At 72.0% G+C, this 23,420-nt stretch carries 25 protein-coding genes, 1 tRNA gene, 1 pseudogene and 1 CRISPR repeat array; of the genes and pseudogenes, 11 read left to right on the top strand and 16 right to left on the bottom strand.

Going from position 1 to position 23,420, the window contains the following annotated elements; translation table 11 throughout:
* Positions 1-60 precede the first annotated feature (60 nt).
* Together radA and ACTG9Q_RS11055 are read right to left on the bottom strand one after the other, a co-directional pair.
* Entirely contained in the window at positions 61-1,398 is a 1,338-nt protein-coding gene (gene radA, locus ACTG9Q_RS11060) for a DNA repair protein RadA (RefSeq protein WP_455572576.1), read from the bottom strand.
* Between the two features lie 29 nt (positions 1,399-1,427).
* Complete coding sequence (locus ACTG9Q_RS11055) at positions 1,428-2,066, bottom strand: hypothetical protein (protein WP_455572575.1); 639 nt, start codon at positions 2,064-2,066, stop codon at positions 1,428-1,430.
* 265 nt (positions 2,067-2,331) lie between these two features.
* Here ACTG9Q_RS11055 and ACTG9Q_RS11050 point away from each other — a divergent pair, with 265 nt between their 5' ends.
* From ACTG9Q_RS11050 to rlmB, 6 genes are all read left to right on the top strand, one after another.
* Positions 2,332-2,823: a CarD family transcriptional regulator gene (locus ACTG9Q_RS11050; protein WP_378245282.1), complete on the top strand. Its 492-nt coding sequence runs from the start codon at positions 2,332-2,334 to the stop codon at positions 2,821-2,823.
* 40 nt (positions 2,824-2,863) lie between these two features.
* The gene (gene ispD, locus ACTG9Q_RS11045) at positions 2,864-3,538 is read left to right on the top strand and encodes a 2-C-methyl-D-erythritol 4-phosphate cytidylyltransferase (protein WP_455572574.1); all 675 of its coding nucleotides are present in this window, start codon (positions 2,864-2,866) and stop codon (positions 3,536-3,538) included.
* Entirely contained in the window at positions 3,535-4,002 is a 468-nt protein-coding gene (gene ispF / locus ACTG9Q_RS11040) for a 2-C-methyl-D-erythritol 2,4-cyclodiphosphate synthase (RefSeq protein WP_455572573.1), read from the top strand. The genes ispD and ispF overlap by 4 nt, the downstream gene beginning before the upstream one ends.
* 108 nt (positions 4,003-4,110) lie before the next feature.
* A complete protein-coding gene (locus ACTG9Q_RS11035) occupies positions 4,111-4,797 on the top strand; it encodes an HAD family hydrolase (RefSeq protein WP_455572572.1) in 687 nt (228 codons plus the stop codon).
* A gap of 72 nt (positions 4,798-4,869) precedes the next feature.
* On the top strand, positions 4,870-6,255 hold the full coding sequence (gene cysS / locus ACTG9Q_RS11030; RefSeq protein WP_455572571.1) for a cysteine--tRNA ligase: 1,386 nt from the start codon (positions 4,870-4,872) through the stop codon (positions 6,253-6,255).
* 2 nt (positions 6,256-6,257) lie between these two features.
* Positions 6,258-7,214 carry a 23S rRNA (guanosine(2251)-2'-O)-methyltransferase RlmB gene (rlmB, locus tag ACTG9Q_RS11025; protein WP_455572570.1) on the top strand — a complete coding sequence of 319 codons (957 nt, stop codon included), beginning with the start codon at positions 6,258-6,260 and terminating at the stop codon, positions 7,212-7,214.
* On the opposite strand, the gene ACTG9Q_RS11020 is transcribed toward rlmB, so the two are convergent.
* The 6 genes from ACTG9Q_RS11020 to ACTG9Q_RS10995 form a co-directional block, all read right to left on the bottom strand.
* Positions 7,211-8,743: a polyamine aminopropyltransferase gene (locus ACTG9Q_RS11020; protein ID WP_455572569.1), complete on the bottom strand. Its 1,533-nt coding sequence runs from the start codon at positions 8,741-8,743 to the stop codon at positions 7,211-7,213. The two genes, rlmB and ACTG9Q_RS11020, sit on opposite strands and share 4 nt — an antisense overlap.
* Positions 8,740-9,162: a DUF350 domain-containing protein gene (locus tag ACTG9Q_RS11015; protein WP_455572568.1), complete on the bottom strand. Its 423-nt coding sequence runs from the start codon at positions 9,160-9,162 to the stop codon at positions 8,740-8,742. Before ACTG9Q_RS11015 ends, ACTG9Q_RS11020 begins: the two co-directional genes overlap by 4 nt.
* Positions 9,159-9,845: a hypothetical protein gene (locus tag ACTG9Q_RS11010; protein ID WP_455572567.1), complete on the bottom strand. Its 687-nt coding sequence runs from the start codon at positions 9,843-9,845 to the stop codon at positions 9,159-9,161. The genes ACTG9Q_RS11015 and ACTG9Q_RS11010 overlap by 4 nt, the downstream gene beginning before the upstream one ends.
* Complete coding sequence (locus ACTG9Q_RS11005) at positions 9,842-10,273, bottom strand: DUF4247 domain-containing protein (RefSeq protein ID WP_455572566.1); 432 nt, start codon at positions 10,271-10,273, stop codon at positions 9,842-9,844. The genes ACTG9Q_RS11010 and ACTG9Q_RS11005 overlap by 4 nt, the downstream gene beginning before the upstream one ends.
* Complete coding sequence (locus ACTG9Q_RS11000; RefSeq protein ID WP_455572565.1) at positions 10,270-10,869, bottom strand: DUF4178 domain-containing protein; 600 nt, start codon at positions 10,867-10,869, stop codon at positions 10,270-10,272. The genes ACTG9Q_RS11005 and ACTG9Q_RS11000 overlap by 4 nt, the downstream gene beginning before the upstream one ends.
* A gap of 96 nt (positions 10,870-10,965) precedes the next feature.
* On the bottom strand, positions 10,966-11,838 hold the full coding sequence (locus ACTG9Q_RS10995) for a helix-turn-helix domain-containing protein (RefSeq protein WP_455572564.1): 873 nt from the start codon (positions 11,836-11,838) through the stop codon (positions 10,966-10,968).
* A gap of 253 nt (positions 11,839-12,091) precedes the next feature.
* On the opposite strand from ACTG9Q_RS10995, the gene ACTG9Q_RS10990 reads away from it, so the two are divergent.
* Positions 12,092-12,457, top strand: a complete 366-nt coding sequence (locus ACTG9Q_RS10990; protein WP_455572563.1) for a hypothetical protein — start codon at positions 12,092-12,094, stop codon at positions 12,455-12,457.
* On the opposite strand, the gene ACTG9Q_RS10985 is transcribed toward ACTG9Q_RS10990, so the two are convergent.
* A complete protein-coding gene (locus ACTG9Q_RS10985; RefSeq protein ID WP_455572562.1) occupies positions 12,444-13,202 on the bottom strand; it encodes an ESX secretion-associated protein EspG in 759 nt (252 codons plus the stop codon). The two genes, ACTG9Q_RS10990 and ACTG9Q_RS10985, sit on opposite strands and share 14 nt — an antisense overlap.
* Positions 13,203-13,205: 3 nt before the next feature.
* On the bottom strand, positions 13,206-13,334 hold the full coding sequence (locus tag ACTG9Q_RS10980) for a hypothetical protein (protein WP_455572561.1): 129 nt from the start codon (positions 13,332-13,334) through the stop codon (positions 13,206-13,208).
* A gap of 880 nt (positions 13,335-14,214) precedes the next feature.
* Between ACTG9Q_RS10980 and ACTG9Q_RS10975 the strand changes: the two genes are divergently transcribed.
* A complete protein-coding gene (locus ACTG9Q_RS10975; RefSeq protein WP_455572560.1) occupies positions 14,215-14,535 on the top strand; it encodes a hypothetical protein in 321 nt (106 codons plus the stop codon).
* Between the two features lie 39 nt (positions 14,536-14,574).
* On the opposite strand, the gene ACTG9Q_RS10970 is transcribed toward ACTG9Q_RS10975, so the two are convergent.
* From ACTG9Q_RS10970 to ACTG9Q_RS10950, 5 genes are all read right to left on the bottom strand, one after another.
* Entirely contained in the window at positions 14,575-15,207 is a 633-nt protein-coding gene (locus tag ACTG9Q_RS10970) for a DUF3558 domain-containing protein (protein ID WP_455572559.1), read from the bottom strand.
* Between the two features lie 6 nt (positions 15,208-15,213).
* Positions 15,214-15,663 carry a hypothetical protein gene (locus ACTG9Q_RS10965; protein ID WP_455572558.1) on the bottom strand — a complete coding sequence of 150 codons (450 nt, stop codon included), beginning with the start codon at positions 15,661-15,663 and terminating at the stop codon, positions 15,214-15,216.
* An 80-nt stretch (positions 15,664-15,743) separates the two neighbouring features.
* A complete protein-coding gene (gene otsB / locus ACTG9Q_RS10960; protein WP_455572557.1) occupies positions 15,744-18,272 on the bottom strand; it encodes a trehalose-phosphatase in 2,529 nt (842 codons plus the stop codon).
* A gap of 43 nt (positions 18,273-18,315) precedes the next feature.
* On the bottom strand, positions 18,316-19,746 hold the full coding sequence (locus tag ACTG9Q_RS10955; protein ID WP_455572556.1) for an alpha,alpha-trehalose-phosphate synthase (UDP-forming): 1,431 nt from the start codon (positions 19,744-19,746) through the stop codon (positions 18,316-18,318).
* Between the two features lie 103 nt (positions 19,747-19,849).
* A complete protein-coding gene (locus ACTG9Q_RS10950) occupies positions 19,850-21,229 on the bottom strand; it encodes a threonine/serine ThrE exporter family protein (protein ID WP_455572734.1) in 1,380 nt (459 codons plus the stop codon).
* Positions 21,230-21,403: 174 nt separating this feature from the next.
* Between ACTG9Q_RS10950 and ACTG9Q_RS10945 the strand changes: the two genes are divergently transcribed.
* A tRNA-Thr gene (locus tag ACTG9Q_RS10945) sits at positions 21,404-21,476 on the top strand.
* Positions 21,477-21,640: 164 nt separating this feature from the next.
* Positions 21,641-21,974: a CRISPR direct-repeat array (repeat unit 29 nt; unit sequence GGGACCAGCCCCGCGTGTGCGGGGACGAC).
* A 103-nt stretch (positions 21,975-22,077) separates the two neighbouring features.
* Here the strand turns inward: ACTG9Q_RS10945 and ACTG9Q_RS10940 are convergent.
* Positions 22,078-22,395, bottom strand: coding sequence for a winged helix-turn-helix transcriptional regulator (locus ACTG9Q_RS10940; RefSeq protein WP_455572555.1), 318 nt, complete (start codon positions 22,393-22,395; stop codon positions 22,078-22,080).
* Positions 22,396-22,507: 112 nt separating this feature from the next.
* Here ACTG9Q_RS10940 and ACTG9Q_RS10935 point away from each other — a divergent pair.
* Together ACTG9Q_RS10935 and ACTG9Q_RS10930 are read left to right on the top strand one after the other, a co-directional pair.
* Positions 22,508-22,867: pseudogene (locus ACTG9Q_RS10935) on the top strand (NAD(P)-binding domain-containing protein); the annotation flags it as partial.
* Positions 22,868-22,885: 18 nt separating this feature from the next.
* Entirely contained in the window at positions 22,886-23,380 is a 495-nt protein-coding gene (locus ACTG9Q_RS10930; protein WP_455572733.1) for an imine reductase family protein, read from the top strand.
* Positions 23,381-23,420: the final 40 nt, after the last annotated feature.

Below are 23,420 nucleotides of genomic sequence, written 5' to 3'. Positions count from 1 at the left end.
GACTCGGCAGAACTCTAGCCGTCCGCTATCGGGCATTAGTCCGACACACGGGGCGCGCTACTACCGCAGCACCTGCAGGTTGTTCATCGCCGAGCCCAGGTCGCGCACGATCCGCACCTGCATCCCCTCCGGCACGTCCCCGCAGTCCGGCGGGATCAGCGCCTTCGTGAAACCCAGCCGCATCGCCTCGGCGAGCCGCACCCGCACGCCGCTGACCCGCCGCACCTCGCCCGCCAGCCCGACCTCGCCCAGCACCACCAGGTCCGGGGGCAGCGCCACGTCCTTGGCCGCCGTGGCCACCGCCAGCGCGATCGCCAGGTCCGCGGCGGGCTCGGCGATCTTCATCCCGCCCACGGTCGCCGCGAACACGTCCCGATCCCCCAGCCGGACCCCACCCCGGCGCTCCAGCACGGCCAGCACCATCGCCACCCGCGCCGAGTCCAGCCCGCTGACCGCCCGCCGCGGGGTGTTCAGCGGCGAGCTGGCCACCAGCGCCTGCACCTCGCCCAGCATCGGCCGCTTGCCCTCCACCGCGACCGTCACCGCCGTACCCGGGACACCGGTGTCGCGGCGGTTCAGGAACATCCCCGACGGGTCGGGCACCCCGACGATCCCGCGGTCCACCAGCTCGAAGCACCCGACCTCGTCGGCGGGCCCGAACCGGTTCTTCACCCCGCGCAGCATCCGCAGGCTCGAATGCCGGTCCCCCTCGAACAGCAGCACCACGTCGACCAGGTGCTCCAGCACGCGCGGACCCGCGATGGAGCCGTCCTTGGTCACGTGCCCCACCAGCACCACCGGCAGCGACCGCTCCTTGGCCAGCGCCACCAGCGCCGCCGTCACCGCGCGGACCTGGGTGACCCCGCCCGGCGCGCTGTCGACATCAGGCGAGGACAGCGTCTGCACCGAGTCCACGACCAGCAGCCCGGGCTTGATGTCGTCCACGTGCCCCAGCACCGCGGACACGTCGCTCTCCGCCGCCAGGAACATCGTCGGGTTGACGTTGCCGGTCCGCTCGGCCCGCAGCCGGACCTGCCCGGCCGACTCCTCACCCGTCACGTACAGCGTCGGCCCCGAGCCCCACTGGTAGGCGACCTCCAGCAGCAGCGTCGACTTGCCCACGCCGGGCTCACCGGCCAGCAGCACCACCGCGCCCGGCACGAGTCCGCCGCCGAGCACCCGGTCCAGCTCGCTGACGCCGGTGCCGAGGGCCCGCGCGGACTCGATGTCGACCTGGTCGATGCGCCGCGCGGGCGCGCTCGGCGCCCCGGCCGCGACCCGCCCCGCCCGGACGGGAGCGGCCTCGCGCAGCGTGTTCCACGCCTGGCACTCCGGGCAGCGCCCCGCCCACTTGACGGCGGTGGCGCCGCACTCGTCACAGCGGAAGCTGGTCTTCACGCCGCAACGCTACAAACACCCACCGACGCTCAGTGGTCCGAACCGCCGTGCTCCTCGCCGACGCGGGCCTCCGACGGCGCCGCGATGGGCAGGTTGACGGTGATCGACCCGGCCTTGGCGAAGACGAACGTCACGGGGTAGACCTTGCCGGGGTACAGGTCCTCCTTCAGCCCGGTCAGCACGATGTCCAGCTTGCCCAGCTCGACCGCCGCGGAGGTGGTGGCAGCGGGGGCCGAGGTGGTCGTCGTCGCCGCGGAGGTGGCGGCGGCGGAGGTGGTGGTCGGCGCCTGGACGTCCTCGCCGGGCGTGCCCGCCATCAGGGAGACGCCCCCGGGCAGGGCCGTGTCGCCGGTCAGCTCGACCGCCTCGGCGACGGGGCTGCTCGCCGAGACCAGCGTGTCGGCCTCGGTCCCGGTGTTGATCAGGGCCGCGATCACCGGGGCGTCGTCACCGGCGGAGAAGTGGCCCTCGTGCGGGTAGGCGAGCTTGGCGTCGCGCAGGGCGATGGCGCCCGCCTCGGCCATCGTGCCGTTGACCGCGGGCCGGTGCGCGGCGGTCTGGGTGACCTGGCCCGCGCTGCAGGCCGCGGAGGCCATGATCGCGGCCAGGCCCAGCGCCGCGCTGGCGCGGCGCAGCCGACCGGTCGAGTTCTGCTGTCCACGGCTCACGAGTGGGCTCCTGCGTCTGGTGCGGCCAATCCAGGCAGAAGGGTAGCCCGCGCAACCGATCGCGCCCCCGCGTGGTGGCGAAAGAACGACGTGGATCACGTCCAATGTGGAGATTTTCCCCGATCGTGAGCACGCTCCCCGGGCCGTTGTCAACCCCCGGCAGTTCCCGTATGAGGCCGTTGACCTGCGAAGACCGAATCAGGGTTGAGCTGTTCGGTAGTGCGACTCGTGTTAACATGGGGTCAGCGAAAGGGGCAGAGGACACATGGTTTTCAAGGTCGGAGAGACCGTCGTCTACCCGCACCACGGTGCCGCACTCATCGAAGCGATCGAGACCCGCGTGATCAAGGGCGAGGAAAAGAAGTACCTCGTCCTCAAAGTCGCGCAGGGCGACCTCACGGTCCGCGTCCCCGCAGACAACGCCGAGATCGTGGGCGTGCGGGACGTGGTGGGCCAGGAGGGCCTCAACCGCGTCTTCGACGTGCTGCGCGCGCCCCACACCGAGGAGCCGACCAACTGGTCGCGTCGGTACAAGGCCAACCTGGAGAAGCTCGCGTCCGGTGACGTGAACAAGGTGGCCGAAGTGGTGCGCGACCTCTGGCGGCGGGAGAAGGACCGCGGGCTTTCCGCGGGCGAGAAGCGGATGCTGGCCAAGGCGCGGCAGATCCTGGTCAGCGAGTTGGCCCTGGCCGAAGGCACCGATGAGGACAAGGCCGAGGTCCTGCTCGACGAGGTCCTGACAGCGGCGACCGTTTGACCCTGGCCCCCGTGGCCTGATGAGAAGAACAACCCAACACGTGACCGCCGTAGCGCTCGTCCCGGCGGCCGGGCGCGGCGAACGCCTCGGCTTCGGGATGCCCAAGGCATTCGTGCCGGTGCGCGGTGTTCCGCTGCTCGTCCATGCCGTACGCGGTCTGCTCAGCGCGGGCCGCGTGCGGCATGTCGTCGTCGCGGCCCCCGCCGACCAGGTGGACGCCGCCGCTGCCGCCTTGGCGGGCCTGCCCGTCGACGTCGTGGCCGGTGGCGCCGACCGGACCGCGTCCGTGGGGCTGGCCCTGCGCCACGCCGTCGCCACGTTCCCCGACCTCCGGATCGTCTTGGTGCACGACGCCGCGCGGGCGTTCACCCCGCCGGAGGTGGTGGCCCGGGTGGTCGACGCCGTCGCGGCGGGCGCGCCCGCGGTGGTCCCCGTGCTGCCGATGGCCGACACCGTCAAGCGCGTCGACCTCGACGGCATCGTCCTGGACACCCCGGACCGCGCCGCGCTGCGCGTGGTCCAGACCCCGCAGGGCTTCGACGTGGCCACCCTGCTGCGCGCGTACGCCGACCCAGCCGCGGCCACCGACGACGCGGGCTTGGTGGAGAAGCTGGGTGTGCCGGTCGCCACAGTCGCCGGGCACCCGCACGCGATGAAGGTCACAACCCCGCACGACCTCGCGGTCGCCGAAGCGGTGCTGATGGAGGGACTGTGAGGGTCGGCATAGGCACCGACGTCCACCCGGTCGAGGCGGGCCGGGAGTGCTGGATCGCCGGGCTGCGCTGGGACGGGGTCGACGGCTGCGCGGGCCACTCCGACGGCGACGTCGCCGCGCACGCCCTGTGCGACGCGCTGCTGTCCGCGGCGGGCCTCGGCGACCTGGGCGCGGTCTTCGGCACCGGCGACCCGCGCTGGGCGGGCGCGCACGGCGTCGACCTGCTCGCCGAGGTGCGTCGCCTGCTCACCGCGGCCGGGCTGCGCGTCGGCAACGCCGCCGTGCAGATCATCGGCAACGAACCCAAGATCGGCAAGCGTCGGGCCGAGGCCCAGGACGTCCTCTCGGCCGCGATCGGCGGCCCGGTGTCGGTCTCCGGCACCACCACCGACGGTCTCGGCCTCACCGGCCGCGGTGAGGGCATCGCCGCCGTCGCCACCGCTTTGCTCATCGATCTCGTCTAGGTCGTGTTGCAGGTGGGGCACGGCGTAGCCGCGCCACCTGCAACACGACCTTGTGGCACAGCTCATGCCGAAGGTCGACCGTCGAGCGTCAGCCGATACCGTGGGGACGTGGCCATCCGCGGCGTCCTGTTCGATTACTCCAGCACCCTGTTCCGGCTGGAGCCCGACGTCGCGTGGCTGAGCGGGCTGAGCGGTCCCGACGGCGAGCCCCTGGACGGGCACGCCCAGGCCGAGATCATGATTCAGCTGACCCTCGGCCCGTCGAGGCACCTGCCCGACGACCTCAGGCCCGACTGGGACCGCCGCGACCTCGACCCCGCCGTGCACCGCAGCGTCTACGAGGCGGCCTTCCGGGCGGCCGGGATGGACGTCGTGCCCGGGGTGGCCGAGCGGCTCTACGACTCGATGCTCGACCCGCGGTCCTGGCTGCCCTACCCCGACACCCGCCGCGCCCTGGAGACCGTGCGCGCCGCCGGGCTGCCCGTGGGCGTGCTCAGCAACATCGCCTGGGACATCCGCCCCATCTTCGACCTCCACGGCCTCGGCGACCTGGTCGACGCCTACGTCCTGTCCTACGTCGAGGGCGTGGTCAAGCCCGACCCGAAGATCTTCGCGATCGCCTGCGAGCGCATCGGCGTGGCACCAGGGGAGACGCTGATGGTCGGCGACAGCGCCGAGGCCGACGGGGCCGCCGCCGCGCTGGGCTGTCGGTTCGCGCGGGTCGCGCCCGTGGCCACGAGCGAGCGGCCGGACTCGCTGGTCAGCGCGCTGACCGCGTTCGGCGTCGCGGCCTGAGAACTCCCGGGCGGCGGGAGCCGTACCATTTCGGGTGCGCGAGAAATGCACCTCCACTCCAGGAGATCTGACGTGTCCCTGTTCCTGCACGACACCGCGACTCGTACGACGCGGGAGTTCATCCCCCGTGAGCCGGGGAAGGCGTCGATCTACTACTGCGGCGCCACGGTGCAGGGCGTGCCGCACATCGGCCACATGCGCGGCGGGCTGAACTTCGACGTGCTGCGCCGCTGGCTGGCCCACGGCGGGCTCGACGTCACGCTGGTCCGCAACGTCACCGACATCGACGACAAGATCCTGACCAAGGCCGCGGCCGCGGGCAGGCCGTGGTGGGAGTGGGCCGCGACCCACGAGCGGGCGTTCCAGGAGGCGTACGGGCTGCTGGGCTGCCTGCCCGCGTCGGTCGAGCCGAGGGCGACCGGGCACGTGACGCAGATGGTCGAGCTGATGGCCCGGCTGATCGAGGCGGGCAGCGCGTACGCCGCCGGGGGCGACGTGTACTTCTCGGTGTCCTCGTACCCGGCGTACGGGGAGCTGTCCGGGCAGAAGCCGGACGAGGTGCAGCAGGGCGAGGAGACCGTCAGCGGCAAGCGCGACCCCCGCGACTTCACCCTGTGGAAGGCCGCCAAGCCCGGCGAGCCGTCCTGGCCGACCCCGTGGGGCGCCGGCCGCCCCGGCTGGCACCTGGAGTGCTCGGCGATGGCCGCGGCCTACCTCGGCGCGGAGTTCGACATCCACGGCGGCGGGATCGACCTGATCTTCCCGCACCACGAGAACGAGCAGGCCCAGTCCCGCGCCGCGGGGGACGGCTTCTCCCGGTACTGGATGCACAACGCCTGGGTGACGATGAGCGGCGAGAAGATGGCCAAGTCGCTGGGCAACACGGTCTCGATCCCGGAGATGACGCGCCGGGTGCGGCCACAGGAGCTGCGCTACTACCTGGTCGGCCCGCACTACCGCTCCAACATCGAGTACAGCGAGACCGCGCTGGCCGAGTCGGAGCGGGCCTACCAGCGGGTGGAGTCGTTCCTGGGCAAGGTGACCTCCCGCACCGGCACGGTGTCCCCCGGCGACCTCCCGCCCGCCTTCGCGGTCGCCATGGACGACGACCTGTCGACGCCCCGGGCGCTCTCGGAGGTGCACAACACCGTCCGCGCGGGCAACACCGCGCTGGACGCCGGGCACGACGACGTGGCCCGCGCCGCGGCGGCTGCCGTGCGCTCGATGATGGGCGTGCTCGGCCTCGACCCGCTGGACCCGGCCTGGGTCTCTACAAAGGACAGCGGCTCGCGGCGGGCCCTGTCCGACCTGGTGGGCGGCATGCTCACCGAACGCCAGCAGGCGCGGTCCAATCGCGACTTCGCCCTGGCCGACGCCATCCGCGACCGGTTGCTGGCCGCGGGCGTCGCCGTCGAGGACACCCCCGACGGTCCGATGTGGACTTTGAAGGACGAGTAGACGTGGCAGGCAATTCCAAGCGCCAGGGCGCGACGCGCAAGACGGGCTCCAAGAAGGGCATGGTCGTCGGCTCCGGCGGCCAGAGCAGGCGGGCGCTGCAGGGCAAGGGCCCGACGCCCAAGGCCGAGAACCGGCCCGGTCACGTCGCCTACAAGCGCGCGACCGTGGCAGGCAGGCGCGACCAGGGCAAGTCCCGCGACAAGCAGCCCAACGAGCTGGTTGCGGGCCGCAACCCGGTCACCGAGTGCCTGCGCGCGGGCGTGCCCGCCACGGCCCTGTACGTGGCCATCGGCATCGACGCCGACGACCGCGTCAAGGAGTCGGTGCACATGGCCGCCGACCGCGGCATCTCGGTGCTGGAGGTCTCCCGCGCCGAGCTGGACCGCCTGACCAGCGGCGCCCTGCACCAGGGCATCGGCCTGCAGGTGCCCCCGTACGAGTACGCCCACCCGGACGACCTGCTGGCGGCGGCGGCCGACACCGACGAGCCCGCGCTGATCGTGGCGCTCGACGGCGTCACCGACCCCCGCAACCTCGGCGCGGTGATCCGCTCGGCCGCGGCCTTCGGCGCCAACGGCGTCCTGCTGCCCCAGCGGCGCAGTGCCGGGATGACGGCGGTCGCCTGGCGCACCAGCGCGGGCACGGCCGCCAAGATGCCGGTCGCGGTGGCCACCAACCTGACCCGCCAGCTGCGCGCGTACGCCGCGGAGGGCCTGATGGTCGTCGGCCTGGACGCCGACGGCACCATGCCCTTCGACGACTTCTCCCTGGCCACCTCGCCGTTGGTCGTCGTGGTCGGCTCCGAGGGCCGCGGCCTGTCCCGCCTGGTCCGCGAGGCCTGCGACGCCACCATCTCCATCCCGATGTCGCCGAACGTGGAGTCCCTCAACGCCTCCGTCGCCGCGGGCGTCGTCTTGGCCGAGGCCGCCCGGAGGCGTCGGGTCGCGGGCCGCGTCTAGTAATTCGTCCACTCCTGGCGCGAGTAGCGCAGGATCACCGGGTCGATCAAAGTGGACGCTCGGACGTCGGCGGGGCTGCGGCGGTCCGGCGGGAACACCGCCGCCGCGGCCAGAGTCGGCTCGTCCAGGGACCGCAGCGGCAGGGCCGGCAGCCGCAGGGGCGGGGGGCCGCCGAGCGCGCCCAGGTGGAAGCCCCACTCGCCGAAGGCGGGCACGCTCACCTGGTACGGCACGGACTCCACGCCCGCCTCGCGCAGGGTCGTCGCCACGCACCAGTAGGCGTGCGGGGCGAAGAACGGCGAGCCCGCCTGCACGGCGATCCGGGCGCCCGGGGCCATGGCCTGCGCGACGAGGCCGTAGAACTCCACGGAGTAGAGCTTCGCCGTGGCCGTGGAGTCCGGGTCGGGCATGTCGACCAGGACCACGTCGAACCGCTCGGTGAGCCCGCGCAGCCAGGTGAAGGCGTCCTCGGTCCGCACGCTCACCCGCGGGTCGTCGAACGCGCCCGCGTTCGCCGCGACCAGCCGGGGATCGGTGCGCGCGAGGGTGATCACGGCCGGGTCCAGCTCCACCAGGGTCACCCGCGAGACGTCCGGGTGGCGCAGCACTTCCCGCAGCGCCAGGCCGTCCCCGCCGCCGAGGATCAGCACCGAGTCGTGCTTCCCGGCCATCGCCGGGTGCACCAGGGCCTCGTGGTAGCGGTACTCGTCCACGGAGCTGAACTGCAGGTCCCCGTTGAGGAACAGCCGGACGTCGCGGTTCCCCGACAGCGCGACCGACTCGGTGATCACGATGTCCTGGTACGGGGTGCGCTCGGCGTGCACCACCGGGTCGGCGTACAGCGCCTGCCGGGCGCTGACCTCGAAGTCCTCCGCCAGCACGTACGCCCCGCCCAGCACCCCGCCGACCAGGACGGCCGCGCCGATCAGCACCACGCGCCCCCGCCGCCCGATGTCCCGCCGGAACACCGTGAGCACCAGCCCCAGGCCCGCCACCGCGTTGACGATCCCCACCACCAGCGCGCCCTCGATCTGCCCGAACACCGGCAGCAGCACGAACGGGAACGCCAGCCCGCCCAGCAGCGCCCCCACGTAGTCCGCGGCGAACAGGTCGGCCACCGCCGAGCCCGCCGCCTGCGCCCTGATCCGCTGCAACAGCTCCATCAGCAGCGGGATCTCCGCCCCGATCAGCACGCCCAGGACCAGCGCCATCGCGATCAGGGCGGGCGTGTACAGGCTCAGCCACGCGAACGCCGCGTAGAGCAGCAGCACGCTCAGCCCGCCCAGCAGCGCCAGGACCAGCTCCACCATGGCGAACGCCACCGCGGCCCGGCGCTGCAGCGGCTTGGCCAGCAGCGCGCCGATCCCCATGGCGAACACCATCAGCGACAGCACGATCGACGCCTGCCCGACCGTGTCCCCGATCAGGTAGCTGCCCAGCGCGACCAGCGCCAGCTCGTACACCAGCCCGCACGCGGCGCAGACGAACACCGTCGCCAGCAGCGCGATCCGGGCCGGGCGAGCGCTCATGTGATCGCGGCGGCGATGACCACGCTGACGACCAGGTGCGCCGTCGCCGACACCCACACCCCGGGGTGGTGCTCCTCGGCGCAGATGACCTCGCCGAGCTTGCCGGGGGTGAGCACGTCGACCACCACGAACGACAGCGCCATCAGCGCCAGGCCGAGCAGCCCGTACACCGCGGTGTTGGCCAGGCCGGTGCCCAGGCTGTCGTCGCTGGTGAGGATGGCCGTGGTCAGGATGACGCCGATGCCCAGCAGGCCGGAGCACAGCAGGATCGCGGCGTTGCGGTTGCGCTCGACCCAGATCAGGTCGGCCAGCCTGCCCGGGGTGGCCACGTCGACCAGCACGTAGCCCAGGGCCATCAGCACCAGTCCCGCGCCGCCGTAGGCCAGCGTGCCCAGCAGTCCGTCGAGCAGGTCGGTCACGGTCGCGTCCTCGCTTCTTTGCCGCGGATGATCAGGCCGACGATGAGGCACAGCAGCGCGATCCCGCCCAGGATGCCCAGGGCGGTCAGCGCACCTCGGTTGGTGCTGATGAAGTCCGAGCCGGGCCGGGAGATCGGCGCGGCGTCGGCGGGCGCCGGGCTCAGCGGCAGCGGCTCGGCCGCGCCGCTCTCCACCATCAGCAGTGGCAGCGCCAGCGCGCCCAGCCCGGTCGCCGCGGCCGGGTCCTCCAGGACGGCGACCGTGGTGACCCCCATGCGGTCCAGGTCGCTGCTGTACGGCTGGTGCGTGGTCAGGTCGCGGGAGCTGGCCACGGTGATCGTCGCGGAGTCCTCCGACTCGCTGAGCGAGTCGGTGTAGCTCACCGCGGCCTGGAGGGTCATGTGCTTGGCGCAGGTGTCGGCCGGGACACCGACGCCGCGGCTGGACCCGCTGCTCACGACCTCCGCGTCGCTGGACAGCTGATCGTTGCGCAGCTCCCAGCCGTAGCAGATCCCGTGCGCCTCCTCGGCCTCGGCGAGGCGGGCGACCAGGTCGGCGCTGTCCTGACTGGACAGCGCCGGGACGGTGGTGTCGTTGTCGGAGGACTCCCACCAGCCCGAGTCCAGCCCCATCAGCCAGACGAACGCCGCGGTGATGGCGATGCCGACGACCCAGCCCTTCACTTGCCCGCCCCCGGTCCCCGGCCGCGGAAGGACTCGCCATGCCCCGACGTCCAGCCCCATTGGCCGCCCACGTGGGAGTGGTGCCTGCGGTAGGCGCGGTCGACGTCGTCGACGCGGATCACGCTGCCGCCGTTGTGCGGGCGCACCAGCACCATGTCGTCGTTGTAGCGCAGGTACACCCCGCTGGCGTCGGCGTACTGGGCGACCGGCTTCCACGCGCCCACGATCCCCGCGGTGACCACGCTGGGCAGGGCGCTGCTGGTGTAGGCCGTCTCCTCGTCCTGGTCGAGGTTCGACGCCCGGCTGTAGGTGTCGGCGACGTGGTCGCGCACCGAGGTGCCGCGGGCGACCATGACCACGGCGATGATCCCGGCGATCAGGGTGAAGACCCCGGCGATCCAGAACCAGGTCTTGGGCTGGGTTTTCACGTGGCCGCCACCGGGTAGATCTTGACGTCGTAGGCGGAGAGCCGGTCACCGGTCGAGGCTTCCCAGCCCGCGTCGCCATAGGACTCGAAGGACAGCAGCTCGCCTCCCGGGCCCTCGTAGTCGTGGTAGCGCACGGTGCCGTCCTTCAGGCCGGTGGTGGCCTCGGAGCGGTAGGCGGCCGAGCCCTTCTCGTCCGAGCGGTACTGGACGCCGCCGTGGGCGAGGGTCTTCGGGCCGGGGGAGAGGTCGCTGTCGGTCTCGGTCCAGGCGACGAGGACCAGGTCCGGGTCCTCCTCGACGGAGAGCCAGACGCGGTCCTCGGCGGCGGTCTCCAGCAGGTGCTCCGACCAGGTCCAGCCGCCCTCGTCACAGCGCAGGCTGCCGCGCACGACGTAGGAGACGCCGCGCAGGTCGACCAGGTCGCCCGCCTTGAGGGAGCGCGGGTCGCCGTAGACCGCGTGGTGGTCGCTGTCGGCGAACGGGTCCTCAGGGGTGGGTGCCGCGGGCCTGGCGCGCTTGCGCAGCACCACGCCCGCGACCAGTGCGCCGACGGCGATCGCGACCACGATCACCAGGACGACGACGAGCGCGTCCACTGCGACCCCCTACCTGGTTGGCTGAATCAGCCGACACGGTAGGGGACGGCGGTCAGATCTGTCCGCGTGTTGTCCGAATCGCGACCAACGGACGCGTCACTCGTATTCTTTGAGGACAGTGCCGATCATGACCCGGGCCGCCTCCTGGTCGGCCGCGGCGGCGCGGAGCCGTTGGAAGGCATGGGAGTGCTGCTCGATGACCGCGAGGTCCTCGGGGTACACCGCGCCGGTGAGGTCCTCGCGGTAGAGCCGGGTTCCCTGCTCGGGAAGCCGCAGCAGGGTGAACGTCGAGCGGACGACGAAGGACTCGTCGTTGTTCGGCGTGGGGGCGGGGCGGAAGGGCAGGACCCGCAGCTCGACGTTGGGCAGCCGCGAGAACTCCAGCAGCGCGCGGAGCTGTCCCGCCATGGTCTCGTCGTCGCCGATCACCCGGTGCAGCACCGACTCCAGCATGATGACGTCCAGGTGCGCGGGCGCCCGGTCGCACCGGGTGAGGACGCGCCTGCGGCTCATCCGCTGCCCGACCTGCCGGTCGATCTCGGCGCGGCCCGCGACCGGCGTGCCCGCCTGCGCCAGCACGCGGGCGTAGGCGTCGGTCTGGAGCAGGTCGGTGACGACCTCGTTCTCGTAGACCGAGAGGTGGGTGGCCTCGTCCTCCATGGCGAGGTAGCGGCGGAACCAGTACGGCCCGCCGTCGCGGCTGCCGCGCCTGCGGGTGCCCGTCGTGCGGGCTGAGGACAGGCGCAGCGCCTCGGCGACGGTGGACTCGCCCGCCTCGTAGAAGTCGAGCAGGTTGATCAGGTCGGTGGGCCTGATGCCCTGCTTGCCGGTCTCGACGCGGCTGATCGTCGCGTTGGAGGTGCCGATGGCCTTGCCCGCGGCGAGCGTCGAGACGTCGCACGCGGTGCGCAGGGAACGCAGCAGCAGCCCGAGCTGGATCTGGGCGACAACCGGGTCGTCGAAGGACATTCCTGCCTCCTGGGATTGGTGTCCAGTGTCGAGGCTTCCTGGGGGCGGACGGAAAGGGAAGGGTGATCACTCCATCGTGTAGTGGCGGTACAGGTAGCAATTCGTTGTAGCGTTAACACCATCCCCACCTGTTCCATGTCCGCGTAAGCGCCGCTCTTCCCCGAAATACGCGTGCGCGGCGGACGTCATTGGCCCGCACCGGCTCCCGCCTCCAGCCGGTGCGGGCCACACCTATCTGAGGGGAGAAAACTACATGTCAGAAATCGGCTGGATGGCAGGAGTTTTCAGGCAGCGAAAGCATTGGGTAAGCGACATTACTCGTAACTTCCAGCACGAGTATGGAATCACCTATTACGCCAATTGCGGCGCACCCTGCCTGGACGCGGCCGACCTTCGCAGGCTGTGGTGGAACTGGGAAGCCTGCGCGATTTGCGTGGCCAGCCTCATGGAAGACATCGAGTGGTGGTTCAGCCCTTTGCAAGACAACGTTGTCCACGCGCGGGAGAACGACGCCCTGGCGGTGTGCGGGAGCATCCTCGCCGCCGAGGTGACCGACATCGCCAACCGCCACGACCTGGCCGTCTGCCGCGCCTGCCTGGCCGAGTTCACGGACGGCTGAGGGCGCGGTGGAGGTCGTGGACGCGCGCGGAGAGGGCCTGGCGGTCGGCTGGGGCGACCAGGACGCGGTCGCCGGGGAGGGTGAGGTTGAGCCAGCGGCCGTGGACCGTGTCGGCGTAGCGGACCGGCTGGGCGACGGGGTGCCTGCGGCCCGCGTTGTCCCGGACGGCGGCGTAGAGCTGGCCGCCGCCGGTGGTCGGTAGTTCCGAGATCCGTTGCACGGCAAGGACATCAGGTGGCGCCTGCCGTGTCCCGACGCCCGCGGCGGTGCGCTGTCTGCCGTCCACGCAGCCGCGGATGTCCTCGGTCAGCACCGTGATCGCCCGCCCGCGCCCCGGCAGCACATCCGGCGTCTGGGCGACCAGCGCGTCGGCGGGTGCGTCCGGGTCCGCCCGCACGATCGTCACCACGCCCTCGTCGCGCACCACCAGCACCGCGTTGCGCCCGGTGACCGCGACCAGCACCCCGATCGTCTTCGCGGCGTGGCTGACCCACCCGTAGAACTCCGCGCGCGGAGCGCACAGCATCCCCAGGGCGGCCGCGATGTCGGCGTCCACCCGCCCGCGTCGGTCGAGACCCCCGGCCTGCGCCAGCTCCTCCCGCGCCGCCGCGTCCGCCCGCGCCTCCTCATCCCGGGGGAACCACAGCGCCGCGGGCGCGATCGTCACGTGGAGCTGCCCCAACCCCTCCGCCCTGACCACCCGCGCCAGCGCGTTGACCGACAACCTCAGCGGCCTGTCGAGCACCGGCTACTCCCCGATGACCGGCGGCGCGGTGACCTGGTCGGTCCCGAACAGGCTGTCCGGATCGTCCTCGACCAGGTACGAGGGCCGCCGGTGCTCCTCGTCCTCCTCACCCCTGGCCCCCACCCCACCCATCGGCATCCCACCCGCCACACCACGCCCCGCGCCTCCCGCGCCAGCCGGCCCACCCCGCCCGGCCCCCGACCGCCCGTCATCCACGCCCGCCCCTGGTCCGCCAGGCCCAATCCCGGGACCGCCGCGCTGACCTCCGCCCGGCCCGCCAGTGCCCGGCCCGCCAGTGCCCGGTCCGCCAGTGCCCGGCCCGCCTGCACCTGGGCCGCCAGTGCCCAGCCCGCCGACGCCCGGCCCCCCAGCCCCGAAGCCACCGCGCACCCCCGGCCCGCCGGTTCCGAGACCGCCACGCGCTCCAGGCCCGCTAGAACCCGGCCCACCCGTACCCGGACCACCGGGCCGAGCCACCGGAACCCCAGGGCCTCGCCCACCCGGACCTCGTGGCGGAGTCCCAGGCCGCGTCGAATCACCAGGCCGAGACGGCGGCACCGGCAGCGGCCCACCGCCCGGCCACGGCCCAGGAGCGGCCCCGCCTCCGGGCGGCGGCACCGGCCCCGGCTGAACCGGCCCAGGCCCACCACCGCCAGGCGGAGGCGTGAACCCACTGGCACCCGTCGGCCCGGGCACCCCGGTCGGCGGCCTGCCCCCGTACTCGGGAGACCCCTCGCCACGCCCGCTGTCCGTCCCCCGCCCGAAACCGCCAACCTCACGATCACCGCCCCCACGGCCATCGTCCCCGCCCGTCTCGGTCCCACCCCCACCACCGATGACGATTTGCGACTGGTCCGGGTTCATCTGCCCATACTTCTGGGGCATGCTGTCGCCGTTGTACAGCGACGCGCCCTCATAGGTCTGCATTACCCGAACGTTGTTGTCATTGGCGGCCTGGTTCGCGTGGACCTGCTGCTCGTAGGTCTCACTCGCGCCACCGAAACTCGTGAGGTTGTCCCACAGGCCCGGCTTCTCGGGCACCGACGGGATCGGCTGCACCTGGTGCTTGGCGTCGTTGTACGAGCCGACCTGGCGCTGCGTGAGGTCCTGGACGTTGCCCAGCTCGGGCTCGGCCAGCTCGTGCTCGATCGCCAGCGGCCCCGCGCCCCGCGACGCCGCCCCGGCGGCAGGCCCTTCCCACACGGACTCCATGTCCGCGGTGAGCTTCCGGATCTCGGCCGACAGCTCGCCGTACTGCGTCATGGCCTCGTTGACCTGGCGGGCGGACTCGGCCAGCCCTTCGCCGCCGGTGCCGTTGACGAAGTTCTCGTAGATGGCCTGCCCGGACATGCACTGCATCTGGAACACCACGTCAGCCCCCGTTCTTCTTCAACGTCTCCACAACCGCCCCAGCGACCTTCTTGACGTCCTCACACGCGGTGGCAGGCACGGCCCGTGCCACGAACACCGAGAAATGCAGTTGATCAGTGATACCGACCGAGATATTGCACCCACCCATGTCGCGCAGGTCCGTGAGTTCCTTCCACACAGCGGGGTAGCCATTGACTGTCGTGGGCTCCCAGTAGGCCCAATTGCCGTTTTCCTGAGCACGGTAGAGGTCGGCGAGCCCGTTCTTGTTCGGCACGTTGTAGCCGACGGTGTAGTTCTCGCGGTTCGTTGAGTCGCGCCAAGAGCAGTAGGGACCAAGGGAATTGAAGGAGTCCTTGTCCCCGGGCCGGGGTGTGGTCTTCATATCGAGTGTTCGGAGTTGGTCAGGGCTGAGCGAGGTGCACGGATCGGCGAGTTGCTTGGACGCGTCGAGCGGTTCGTCAACGCTCGGAGCGCCGAACCGGCTGTCCTCCGTCGGTGCCGCGGTCGGTTGGCCGGTTGGCTGAGGAGTGGTTGCTTCCGGCTGCCCCGGAATCGGCGTGAGTGGGTCCCCACAGGCGGCGAGTGCGATCGCGCAGGCGGTGAGGACGGTCGCTCGATGGAGCCGAGTGGACATGGGCGCTCAGTCTCCCGACTTCTTGATGCCTGCGGTGTTGTCGCCTTCGGTAGCGGCGTAGTCCGCAGCCGCGGCAGTGAGCTTGTCGACGTAGCCCTGGGCGTACAGACCCATCATTTGGTTGTGCTCGATCGCTGCCTGGAGGGTCAGGCGGGTCTTGCCTGCCTCGTACTCGCTCGGCCCGTCTTGGGCGGGCGGCCTGACGAGGTCGGCGGCCATGCGCAGCTTCTCGCCTGCGGAGTCGATCTTCTCGACGAGGACTTCCCACCGCGTCTTGAGGGCGTTGAGCTCATCGAGGCTGGAGATGGCGAAGTGGCCGCCCTCGCCGCCGCCGCCTGCCGTGTACCCGGCGCCTGGGCCGAACGGCAGGACGCGGGAGATGGCGTTGATTGTCCTGGCGACGGCGATGTGGCCGTCGACCTCGGTGTTGACCTGCTGCTCATGCCCGTCCGGCACGGTGCCTCCCGTCGCGCGCGCCTGTGTCCGCTCGGCAGGTTACCTACCGAGCGGATACGACAGGATGCGTTCCGTGAAGTTCAGGCCGAAAGGAGCTGCGCGCAGCGGATGAGGCCCAGGTGGGAGTACGCCTGCGGGTGGTTGCCCAGCGAACGCTCCGCGACCGGGTCGTACTCCTCCGGCAGCAGGCCCGTGGGACCTGCCGCGTCGACGATCTGGGCGAAGAGGTCTTCGGCCTCGGTGCGCCTGCCGGTCAGCAGGTAGGCCTCGATCATCCACGCCGCGCACAGGTGGAAGCCGCCCTCGTCGCCGGGGAGGCCGTCGTCGCGGTGGTAGCGATACACCGTCGAGCCGCTACGCAACTCGGCTTCCGTCGCGGTTACGGTGGCCTGGAAGCGCTCGTCGGTCGGGTCGATCAGGCCGACCATGCCGATCAGCAGGGTGGCCGCGTCCAGGTCGGTGCCGTCGTAGGCCGTGGTGAAGGAGCGGACCTCGTCGTTCCAGCCGTTGGTCAGGACATCGTTGGCGATCTCCTCGCGCAGCGGGCCCCACGCCGGGTCCGCGGTGCGCTCGTACGCCTCGCCGAGGCGGATCGCCCGGTCGATCGTCAGCCAGCACATGACCTTGGAGTACACGTGGTGGCGCGGCCGGTGCCGCTCCTCCCAGATCCCGTGGTCGGGCTCGTGCCAGCGCCGGGTCACGGCCTCGGCCATCGCGCCGACCATGCGCCAGTCGTCGTCGGTCAGCGAGCCCCGGGCTTCGGACAGGGCCGCCACCAGGTCGACGACCGGGCCGAACACGTCCAGCTGGACCTGCTGGTTGGCCAGGTTGCCCACGCGCACGGGCCGCGAGCCCGCGTAGCCGGGCAGGGTGTCGATCACGGCCTCGGGCGGCAGGGTCGTGCCCGCGATCGTGTACAGCGGGTGCAGCCGCTCCGGCCCCGGCAGCGTCGCCAGCACCGCGTGCAGCCAGCGGAGGAACGCCTCGGCCTCCGCGGTGGAACCCAGCGACACCAAGGCTTTCGCCGTCATCGACGCGTCGCGCAGCCAGCAGTAGCGGTAGTCCCAGTTGCGGATGCCGCCGATCTCCTCCGGCAGCGACGTCGTCGCCGCGGCCATGATCGCGCCGGTCTCGGCGTGGCAGAGGCCGCGCAGGGTCAGCGCCGAGCGGGCCACCAGGTCCTTCTCCACCGGCGGCAGGACCAGCGTGTCCAGCCAGTTCGACCAGTACGACCCGGCCGCCGCCTTGCGCTCGGCGTGCGGGACCGGGTGCGCGCCGAGTTCGTCGCTGCCGCAGCGCAGCTCGAAGACCACCGGCTCGTCGGGGTTCAGCACGACGGTGGCGCTGGCGGTGTCGTGCATGCCGTCGGTGGCGATCTCCCAGGTCACGCCGGGGGAGCGCAGCGCGATCGGGTCACCGGTGCCCTGCACCAGCAGGCCGTCGCCGACCGCCTCCAGGCGCACCTGCACCTGGCCGAACTCCGGGCGCGGGGCGAACTCCACCAGCGCGGTGGTGTTGCCGGTGAGCACCCGGGTCAGGTCGGTGCGGTGCGGCTCGGCGCCGTTCTCGAGGTGGTCGGTGACCAGCAGGCCCGACCAGCGCGTCTCCACGGTCATCGTGCCCGGGAGGTAGCGCTGGCCCAGGGGCAGGCCGCCGCGGGCGGGGGAGATGGAGAAGTGGCCCGCGCCGGGTCCGCCGAGGAGGTCGGCGAACACCGACGCGGAGTCTGGTTCGGGGTGGCACAGCCAGGTCAGCCGGGCGTCCGGGGTGACCAGCGCGACGGAGCGCTCGCTGGCGAGCATGGTCAGCCGCTCGATCGGGCACGCCTGCTCGCCGTAGAGCCAGGCGCGGCGCTCCTCCAGGAGGAACGCCAGCGCCACGCCGACCGCGATCGGGTCGTCGATGCGGTACGCGGCGGCGGTGTCCCCGGGGCCGACCTTGATGCCCACGTCCGGGCCGGTGATGCGGGCGAAGGCCTTCTCGTCGGTGACGTCGTCGCCGACGAACACCGCTGCGGTGGCGCTGACCTGGTGGCGCAGCACGTCGAGCGCGTGGCCCTTGTCGGTCTGGATCACCGCCAGCTCGATGACCGCCTTGCCCTCGGTCACGTGCACACCCGTCCACGTGGCCGGTCCCTGGCGGACGGCGTCGAGCACCCGCTGGCCGACCTCCGGCGCGGCGCGGCGCACGTGCACGGCGATGCTGGCGGGCTTGACCTCCAGGTGCACGCCCGGCTCGCCGTCGATCAGGATGGCCAGGTCGGACTCGACCCTGCGGTGCAGGCGTCGGGCGTCGGCGTCGAGCGCGTGCACGAAGCCCACGTCGAACTCCGAGCCGTGCGAGCCCACGAGGTGGACCTCGGAGGGCAGCCGCGACAGCGTGGCCAGGTCGCGCAGGGCGCGCCCGGAGATGACCGCCGCGGTGGTCTCGTGGAGCCCGGCCAGCGACCGCAGCGCGCCCACCGACTCAGAGTGCGGCCGCGCGCTCTCGGGGTCCTCGACGATGGGCGCGAGCGTGCCGTCGTAGTCGCAGGCGACCAGCAGGCGCGGGGTGCGGGCGATCTGCACGATCGCGCGCCGCAGCTCGGCGGGGAGGGCCTCGGCGGTCAACGCCTTCTCCTTGGGGCAGTGATGTGTGCGGGGGTGGGTCGCTCTAGTTGTTGTGGTCGGGGTTCAACGCGTCCAGGAACGAGCGAGCCCAGCGTTCGACGTCGTGGGTCAACACCTGACGCCTCAGAGCGCGCATCCTACGGCGACCTTCCGCTGGATCGATCGTGAGGGCAGCGTGCATGGCGTTCTTCACGCCGTCAAGATCATGAGGGTTGACCAGGAATGAACTCGTCAGTTCCGCGGCCGCGCCCGCGAACTCCGAGAGCACCAGTGCCCCGCCGAGGTCGTGCCTGCACGCCACGTACTCCTTGCAGACCAGGTTCATGCCGTCCCGCAGCGGCGTCACCAGCATCACGTCGGACGCGGAGAAGAACGCGGAGAGCTCGGCGCGGTCGACCGACTGGTGCAGGTAGTGCACGACCGGGTGGCCGACCCTGGCAAACTCGCCGTTGATCCGGCTGACGGTCAGCTCGATCTCGTCGCGCATGCGCTGGTAGTGCTCGACCCGCTCGCGGCTGGGGGTGGCCAGCTGGATCATGACCACTTCCGACGGGTCGACGCGGCCGTCGGTCAGCAGCTCGCGCAGGGCGTGCAGCCGCAGGTCGATGCCCTTGGTGTAGTCGAGGCGGTCGACACCGAGCATCACCTTCTTCGGGTTGCCGAGGTCGGCGCGGATCTGCTGGGCGCGGGTGATCGTCTCGCGCTTGCGGGCCAGCGCGTCGAGACCGGCCGAGTCGATGGAGATGGGGAACGCGCCCACCCGCACGGCCCGGTCGCCGAGCTGGATGACGCCGGGGCGCGTGCGCACGCCGACCGCGCCGCGGGTGGGCTCCAGGCCCAGCAGCCGCCGGGCCAGCCAGAGGAAGTTCTGCGCGCCGCCGGGCCGGTGGAAGCCGACGAGGTCGGCGCCGAGCAGGCCGCGCACGATCTCCGCGCGCCAGGGCAGCTGCATGAACAGCTCGGTGGGCGGGAAGGGGATGTGCAGGAAGAAGCCGATGCGCAGGTCGGGCCGCTCGGCGCGCAGGATCGCGGGCACCAGCTGGAGCTGGTAGTCCTGGATCCACACCGTCGCGCCGGGGGCGGCCGCCTTGGCGCAGGCGTCGGCGAAGCGGTGGTTGACCTTGACGTAGGCGTCCCACCAGCCGCGATCGAACACCGGCGGCGCGACGACGTCGTGGTAGAGGGGCCAGAGGGTGCCGTTGGAGAAGCCCTCGTAGTAGTCGCGGACCTCGGTGGCGGTCAGCGAGACCGGCCGCAGCCGCAGCCCGTCCTCCTCGAAGTCGTCGACCTCGGCGTCGGCGACCCCCGGCCAGCCGACCCAGGCGCCCTTGTGGTTGCGCAGGAAGGGCTCCAACGCGCTGACCAGGCCGCCGGGGCTGTGCTTCCACCGGGTGGCGCCGTCGGGAAGGCGTTCGAGATCGACCGGCAGGCGGTTGGCCACGACGATGAAGTCCGACCCGTTGCTGCTGCTCACGCCGGTGTGCCTCCTCGGATTCGCGGTTCGGTTCGAGGCTAGCCAGGTTGGCCGCCCGGCGCGTCCTGCGTCTGGTGGGGAAGACCGGTGGCGACGCTCACGTTTACTCCAGGCGGCGGTTCACGGGACGCAGCGGCCCGGACATCCGCGGCCCTGCGAGCTTGCGCTCCAGCCTGCTCAGCCCCGTGCGCACCGGCTGGGCGAGGAACTCCCCGAGGACGACGCCCGCGGCCAGCGCCAGGGCGATGGCGGCGGCGGTCATCAGGGTGGGGATGCCCGCGGTGGACTTGGCGATGGCCAGCTCGTAGAGGGCGCGGTAGGTGGTGAGGCCGGGCAGCAGCGGCACCATGCCGCTGACGGCCACGATCAGCACCGGCATCCGCAGCCTGCGCGCGACCAGCCCGCCCGCGAACCCGACCGCGATCGCGGCCCCCGCGGAGGCGGAGATGAGCCCGATCCCGCCGAGCCGCAGGACGCCGTGGACCGCGGCGCCGAGCCCACCGGCCGCCGCGGCGATCAGCAGGGCGCGCGGGGTGGCGTAGCTGGCCAGCGCGAAGCAGCCCGCGGCGGCGGCCCCGGCGAGGGCCTGGACCGGCAGCCGCAGCGCCGTCTGGGGGAGCGCGTCGGCCAGCGGCAGGTACGGCATCCCGAGCGCCACGGAGATGTTCAGCGCGAGCACGACCCCGGCGATCAGGCCCGCGGTCATCAGCGACACCTCCATCGCCCGGCCCGCGGCGGTGACGTTGTAGCCGGAGATGGCGTCCTGGACCGTCGAGACGACCGAGAGCCCGGAGAGCAGCACGGTGATCGCCGCGCCGACGAGCACCGTCGCCCTGGCACCGGGCAGCAGGCCGCCGGCCAGCAGGGCCAGCGCGCCACCCGTGGCCAGGGCGCCGCCGACGAGCTGCTGGAAGAAGAACGGCAGCGCCCGCTTGTTGAGAACCCTGCCGACGCGGTCCACCACCGCGGTGATCAGCGCCGCCCAGGCGGCCATCGCGACCGGGCCGCCGATGAGGATGGTGACGGCGAAGGCCATGCCCGCCCAGGCCAGCGTCGCCACCCAGCGCGGGTAGGGGTGGTTGGCCTCGGTGATCCGGTCGAGCTCGCTGTGGGCGTCCGCGAGCGCGACCCGCCCGTCGGAGATGTCGCGCACCAGGGTCTCCAGGTGGGCGAGGCGGGTGTAGTCCAGGCTCCGGGACCGGACCACCCGCAGCGAGGTCACCGGCGACATCTCGGTCCCCCGGTGGCAGGCGACGGTGATGGAGGTGAAGATCACGTCCACCTCGCAGTGCGGGAGCCCGTAGGCCCCCGTGACCGCCAACATCGTCGCCGTGACATCAGCCGCCCCGGCCCCCGACGCCATCTGCACATCCCCGATCCGCAGCGCGAGATCGAGCACCACGCTCACGGTCCGGTCATCGGGCAGCTCAGGCCCGTGGACAGCCCCCCAACCCACCGGCTCGGCCTTCGTCTGCCACCACACCCCGTTCGCCCGCCCCCGCTGAGCGAACCACACACCCACCACCTCCACCGCTGCTCACATCGGATCACCGGACGACACTGTCCCAGTAGGCCCGCCCCACGCTGAGGGAAGCCCACCAACCCCGCAACCGCGCACGCCTTAAGATGTCTCCCGGCACCCCCACGGGGCGCCGACGCCGGTATAGCTCAATTGGCAGAGCACTCGCCTTGTAAGCGAAAGGTTCCGGGTTCGAGTCCCGGTACCGGCTCCCGCAGCCAGCGCCCCGCTGGCCACCACGGACGCTCCGGACCCTCTGAGGGCTCAGTCAGGGGCCCACTTGTTCCACGGCAGCCCTCTATCCGCTCGCCGATCTTGATGGCCCCGCACGTGCGGGGACGACTCGCCCTCGACCTGGTCGCGGGCGGGCTTGCGCGGACCAGCCCCGCGTGTGCGGGGACGACTCGGTCGGGCACTTGCAGATGAAGCCGTGGCCGGGACCAGCCCCGCGTGTGCGGGGACGACTTTCCGACACAACCGGGGCAAGCCGAACGTGTGGGACCAGCCCCGCGTGTGCGGGGACGACCGCTGGCCTGGCCGTCTGCGGCCGAGGTGTGGGGGACCAGCCCCGCGTGTGCGGGGACGACTCATCGTCCTGCTCCTATCTCCTGGTGAGGGGCGGACCAGCCCCGCGTGTGCGGGGACGACGGGCCGCCCTCGGGCGGGTCGCCCTGGGCGGCCGGACCAGCCCCGCGTGTGCGGGGACGACACTTGTTGAGCTGGGACTATGGCGGTCGGGGTGCCGGTTTTCGTTCACTTCTGTTGGTGGCCGGTGCCGACGGTTCTTGACTTGCTCGGCGAGTTTCGCCCCATCAGGACGCGTGGTGGTTGCGGTTGGCGGTGATGGTGGCTTGGTGTTGGTCGCCCCAGTCGCCGAGGGGTTCTAGGGCGGTGTTGAGGGAGGTGCCGAGGGGGGTGAGGGTGTAGACGACGCGGGGTGGGGATTCGGGGTGGGCGGTGCGGGTGAGGAGGCCGTCGGATTGCATTCGGCGTAGGTGGTCGGTGAGGACCTTTTCGGTGATGGGGCCCACTCGGCGGCGGAGTTCGCCGAAGCGGGCGGGGCCTTGGGACAGGGCCCAGAGGATGACGGCTTTCCACTTGCCGTCCACGACGTCCAGTGCGGCGTCCAAGCCGCATGTGTAGGGGCCCTTGCCCATCCGTTCTCCCCGTACCTGGCGGTAAGTACCCACTTCAAAGTGCGTACTTGATCAGCGAACAGCCGCCGGACCAGCATGGTCGAGCACGTCCGACACTACTGGGGCTGGGGAACGAATGACTGGGAAGACAGCTGTCCTTGGGCTGGGCACGATGGGCCGCGCGCTGGCCGGGGCGTACCTCAAGGCGGGCCACGACGTCACCGTCTGGAACCGCACGCCGGGCCGGGACGCCGAGGTGGTCGGCCAGGGCGCCAAGAGCGCGGCGAGTGCGGCGGAGGCGGTCGGCGCGGCCGACGTCGTCGTGGTGTGCGTGCTCGACCAGGCCGCGGTCGACCAGGTCATCGGCAGCGCCGACGTCGCGGGCAAGACGGTGGTCAACGTGACCACCAGCACCCCCGACCAGGCCCGCGACATGGCGGCCCGGATCACGGCACGAGGGGCGCGGTTCCTCGCGGGCGCCATCATGGCGACCCCGCCGGGCATCGGCGACCCGTCCGCCCTGGTCCTCGCCGCGGGCGACGCCGACCCGGCGATCCTGGAACCCCTCGGCACGGTCAAGCACGGCGGCGGCGATCCCGGCGCGGCCGCGCTGTACGACATGGCCCTGCTCAGTCTCATGTGGACGACGTTCGGCGGCTACCTCAGCGCCGCCGCGCTCGTGGAGACCGCGGGCGTCCCGGTCACGGAGTTCACCGCCATGGCCGCAGACTGGCTGGGCACGGTGACCTCCTTCGTGACGCTCATGGGTGACGGCATCGCCGCCGGGACGTTCCCCGACGGCGCCGCCCGCCTGGACATGCAGGTGCACACCATGCGCCACATCCGGGAGGCGATGGCCGCCACCGGGGTCGACACGCGCCTGCTGGCGACCGTCGAGGAGCTGGCCGCGCGGACCGTGGAGAGCGGCCACGGCCACACCGACTTCGAGAGCGTGATCACCGCCGTGCGCCCGCGCTGACCGGGCGGGCCGGTCGCGTCCGGGCGATACTCGGAAGCGT

The sequence above is a fragment of the Actinokineospora lacus genome (assembly GCF_053813445.1).
This window is presented reverse-complemented; position numbering and strand designations above follow the sequence as displayed.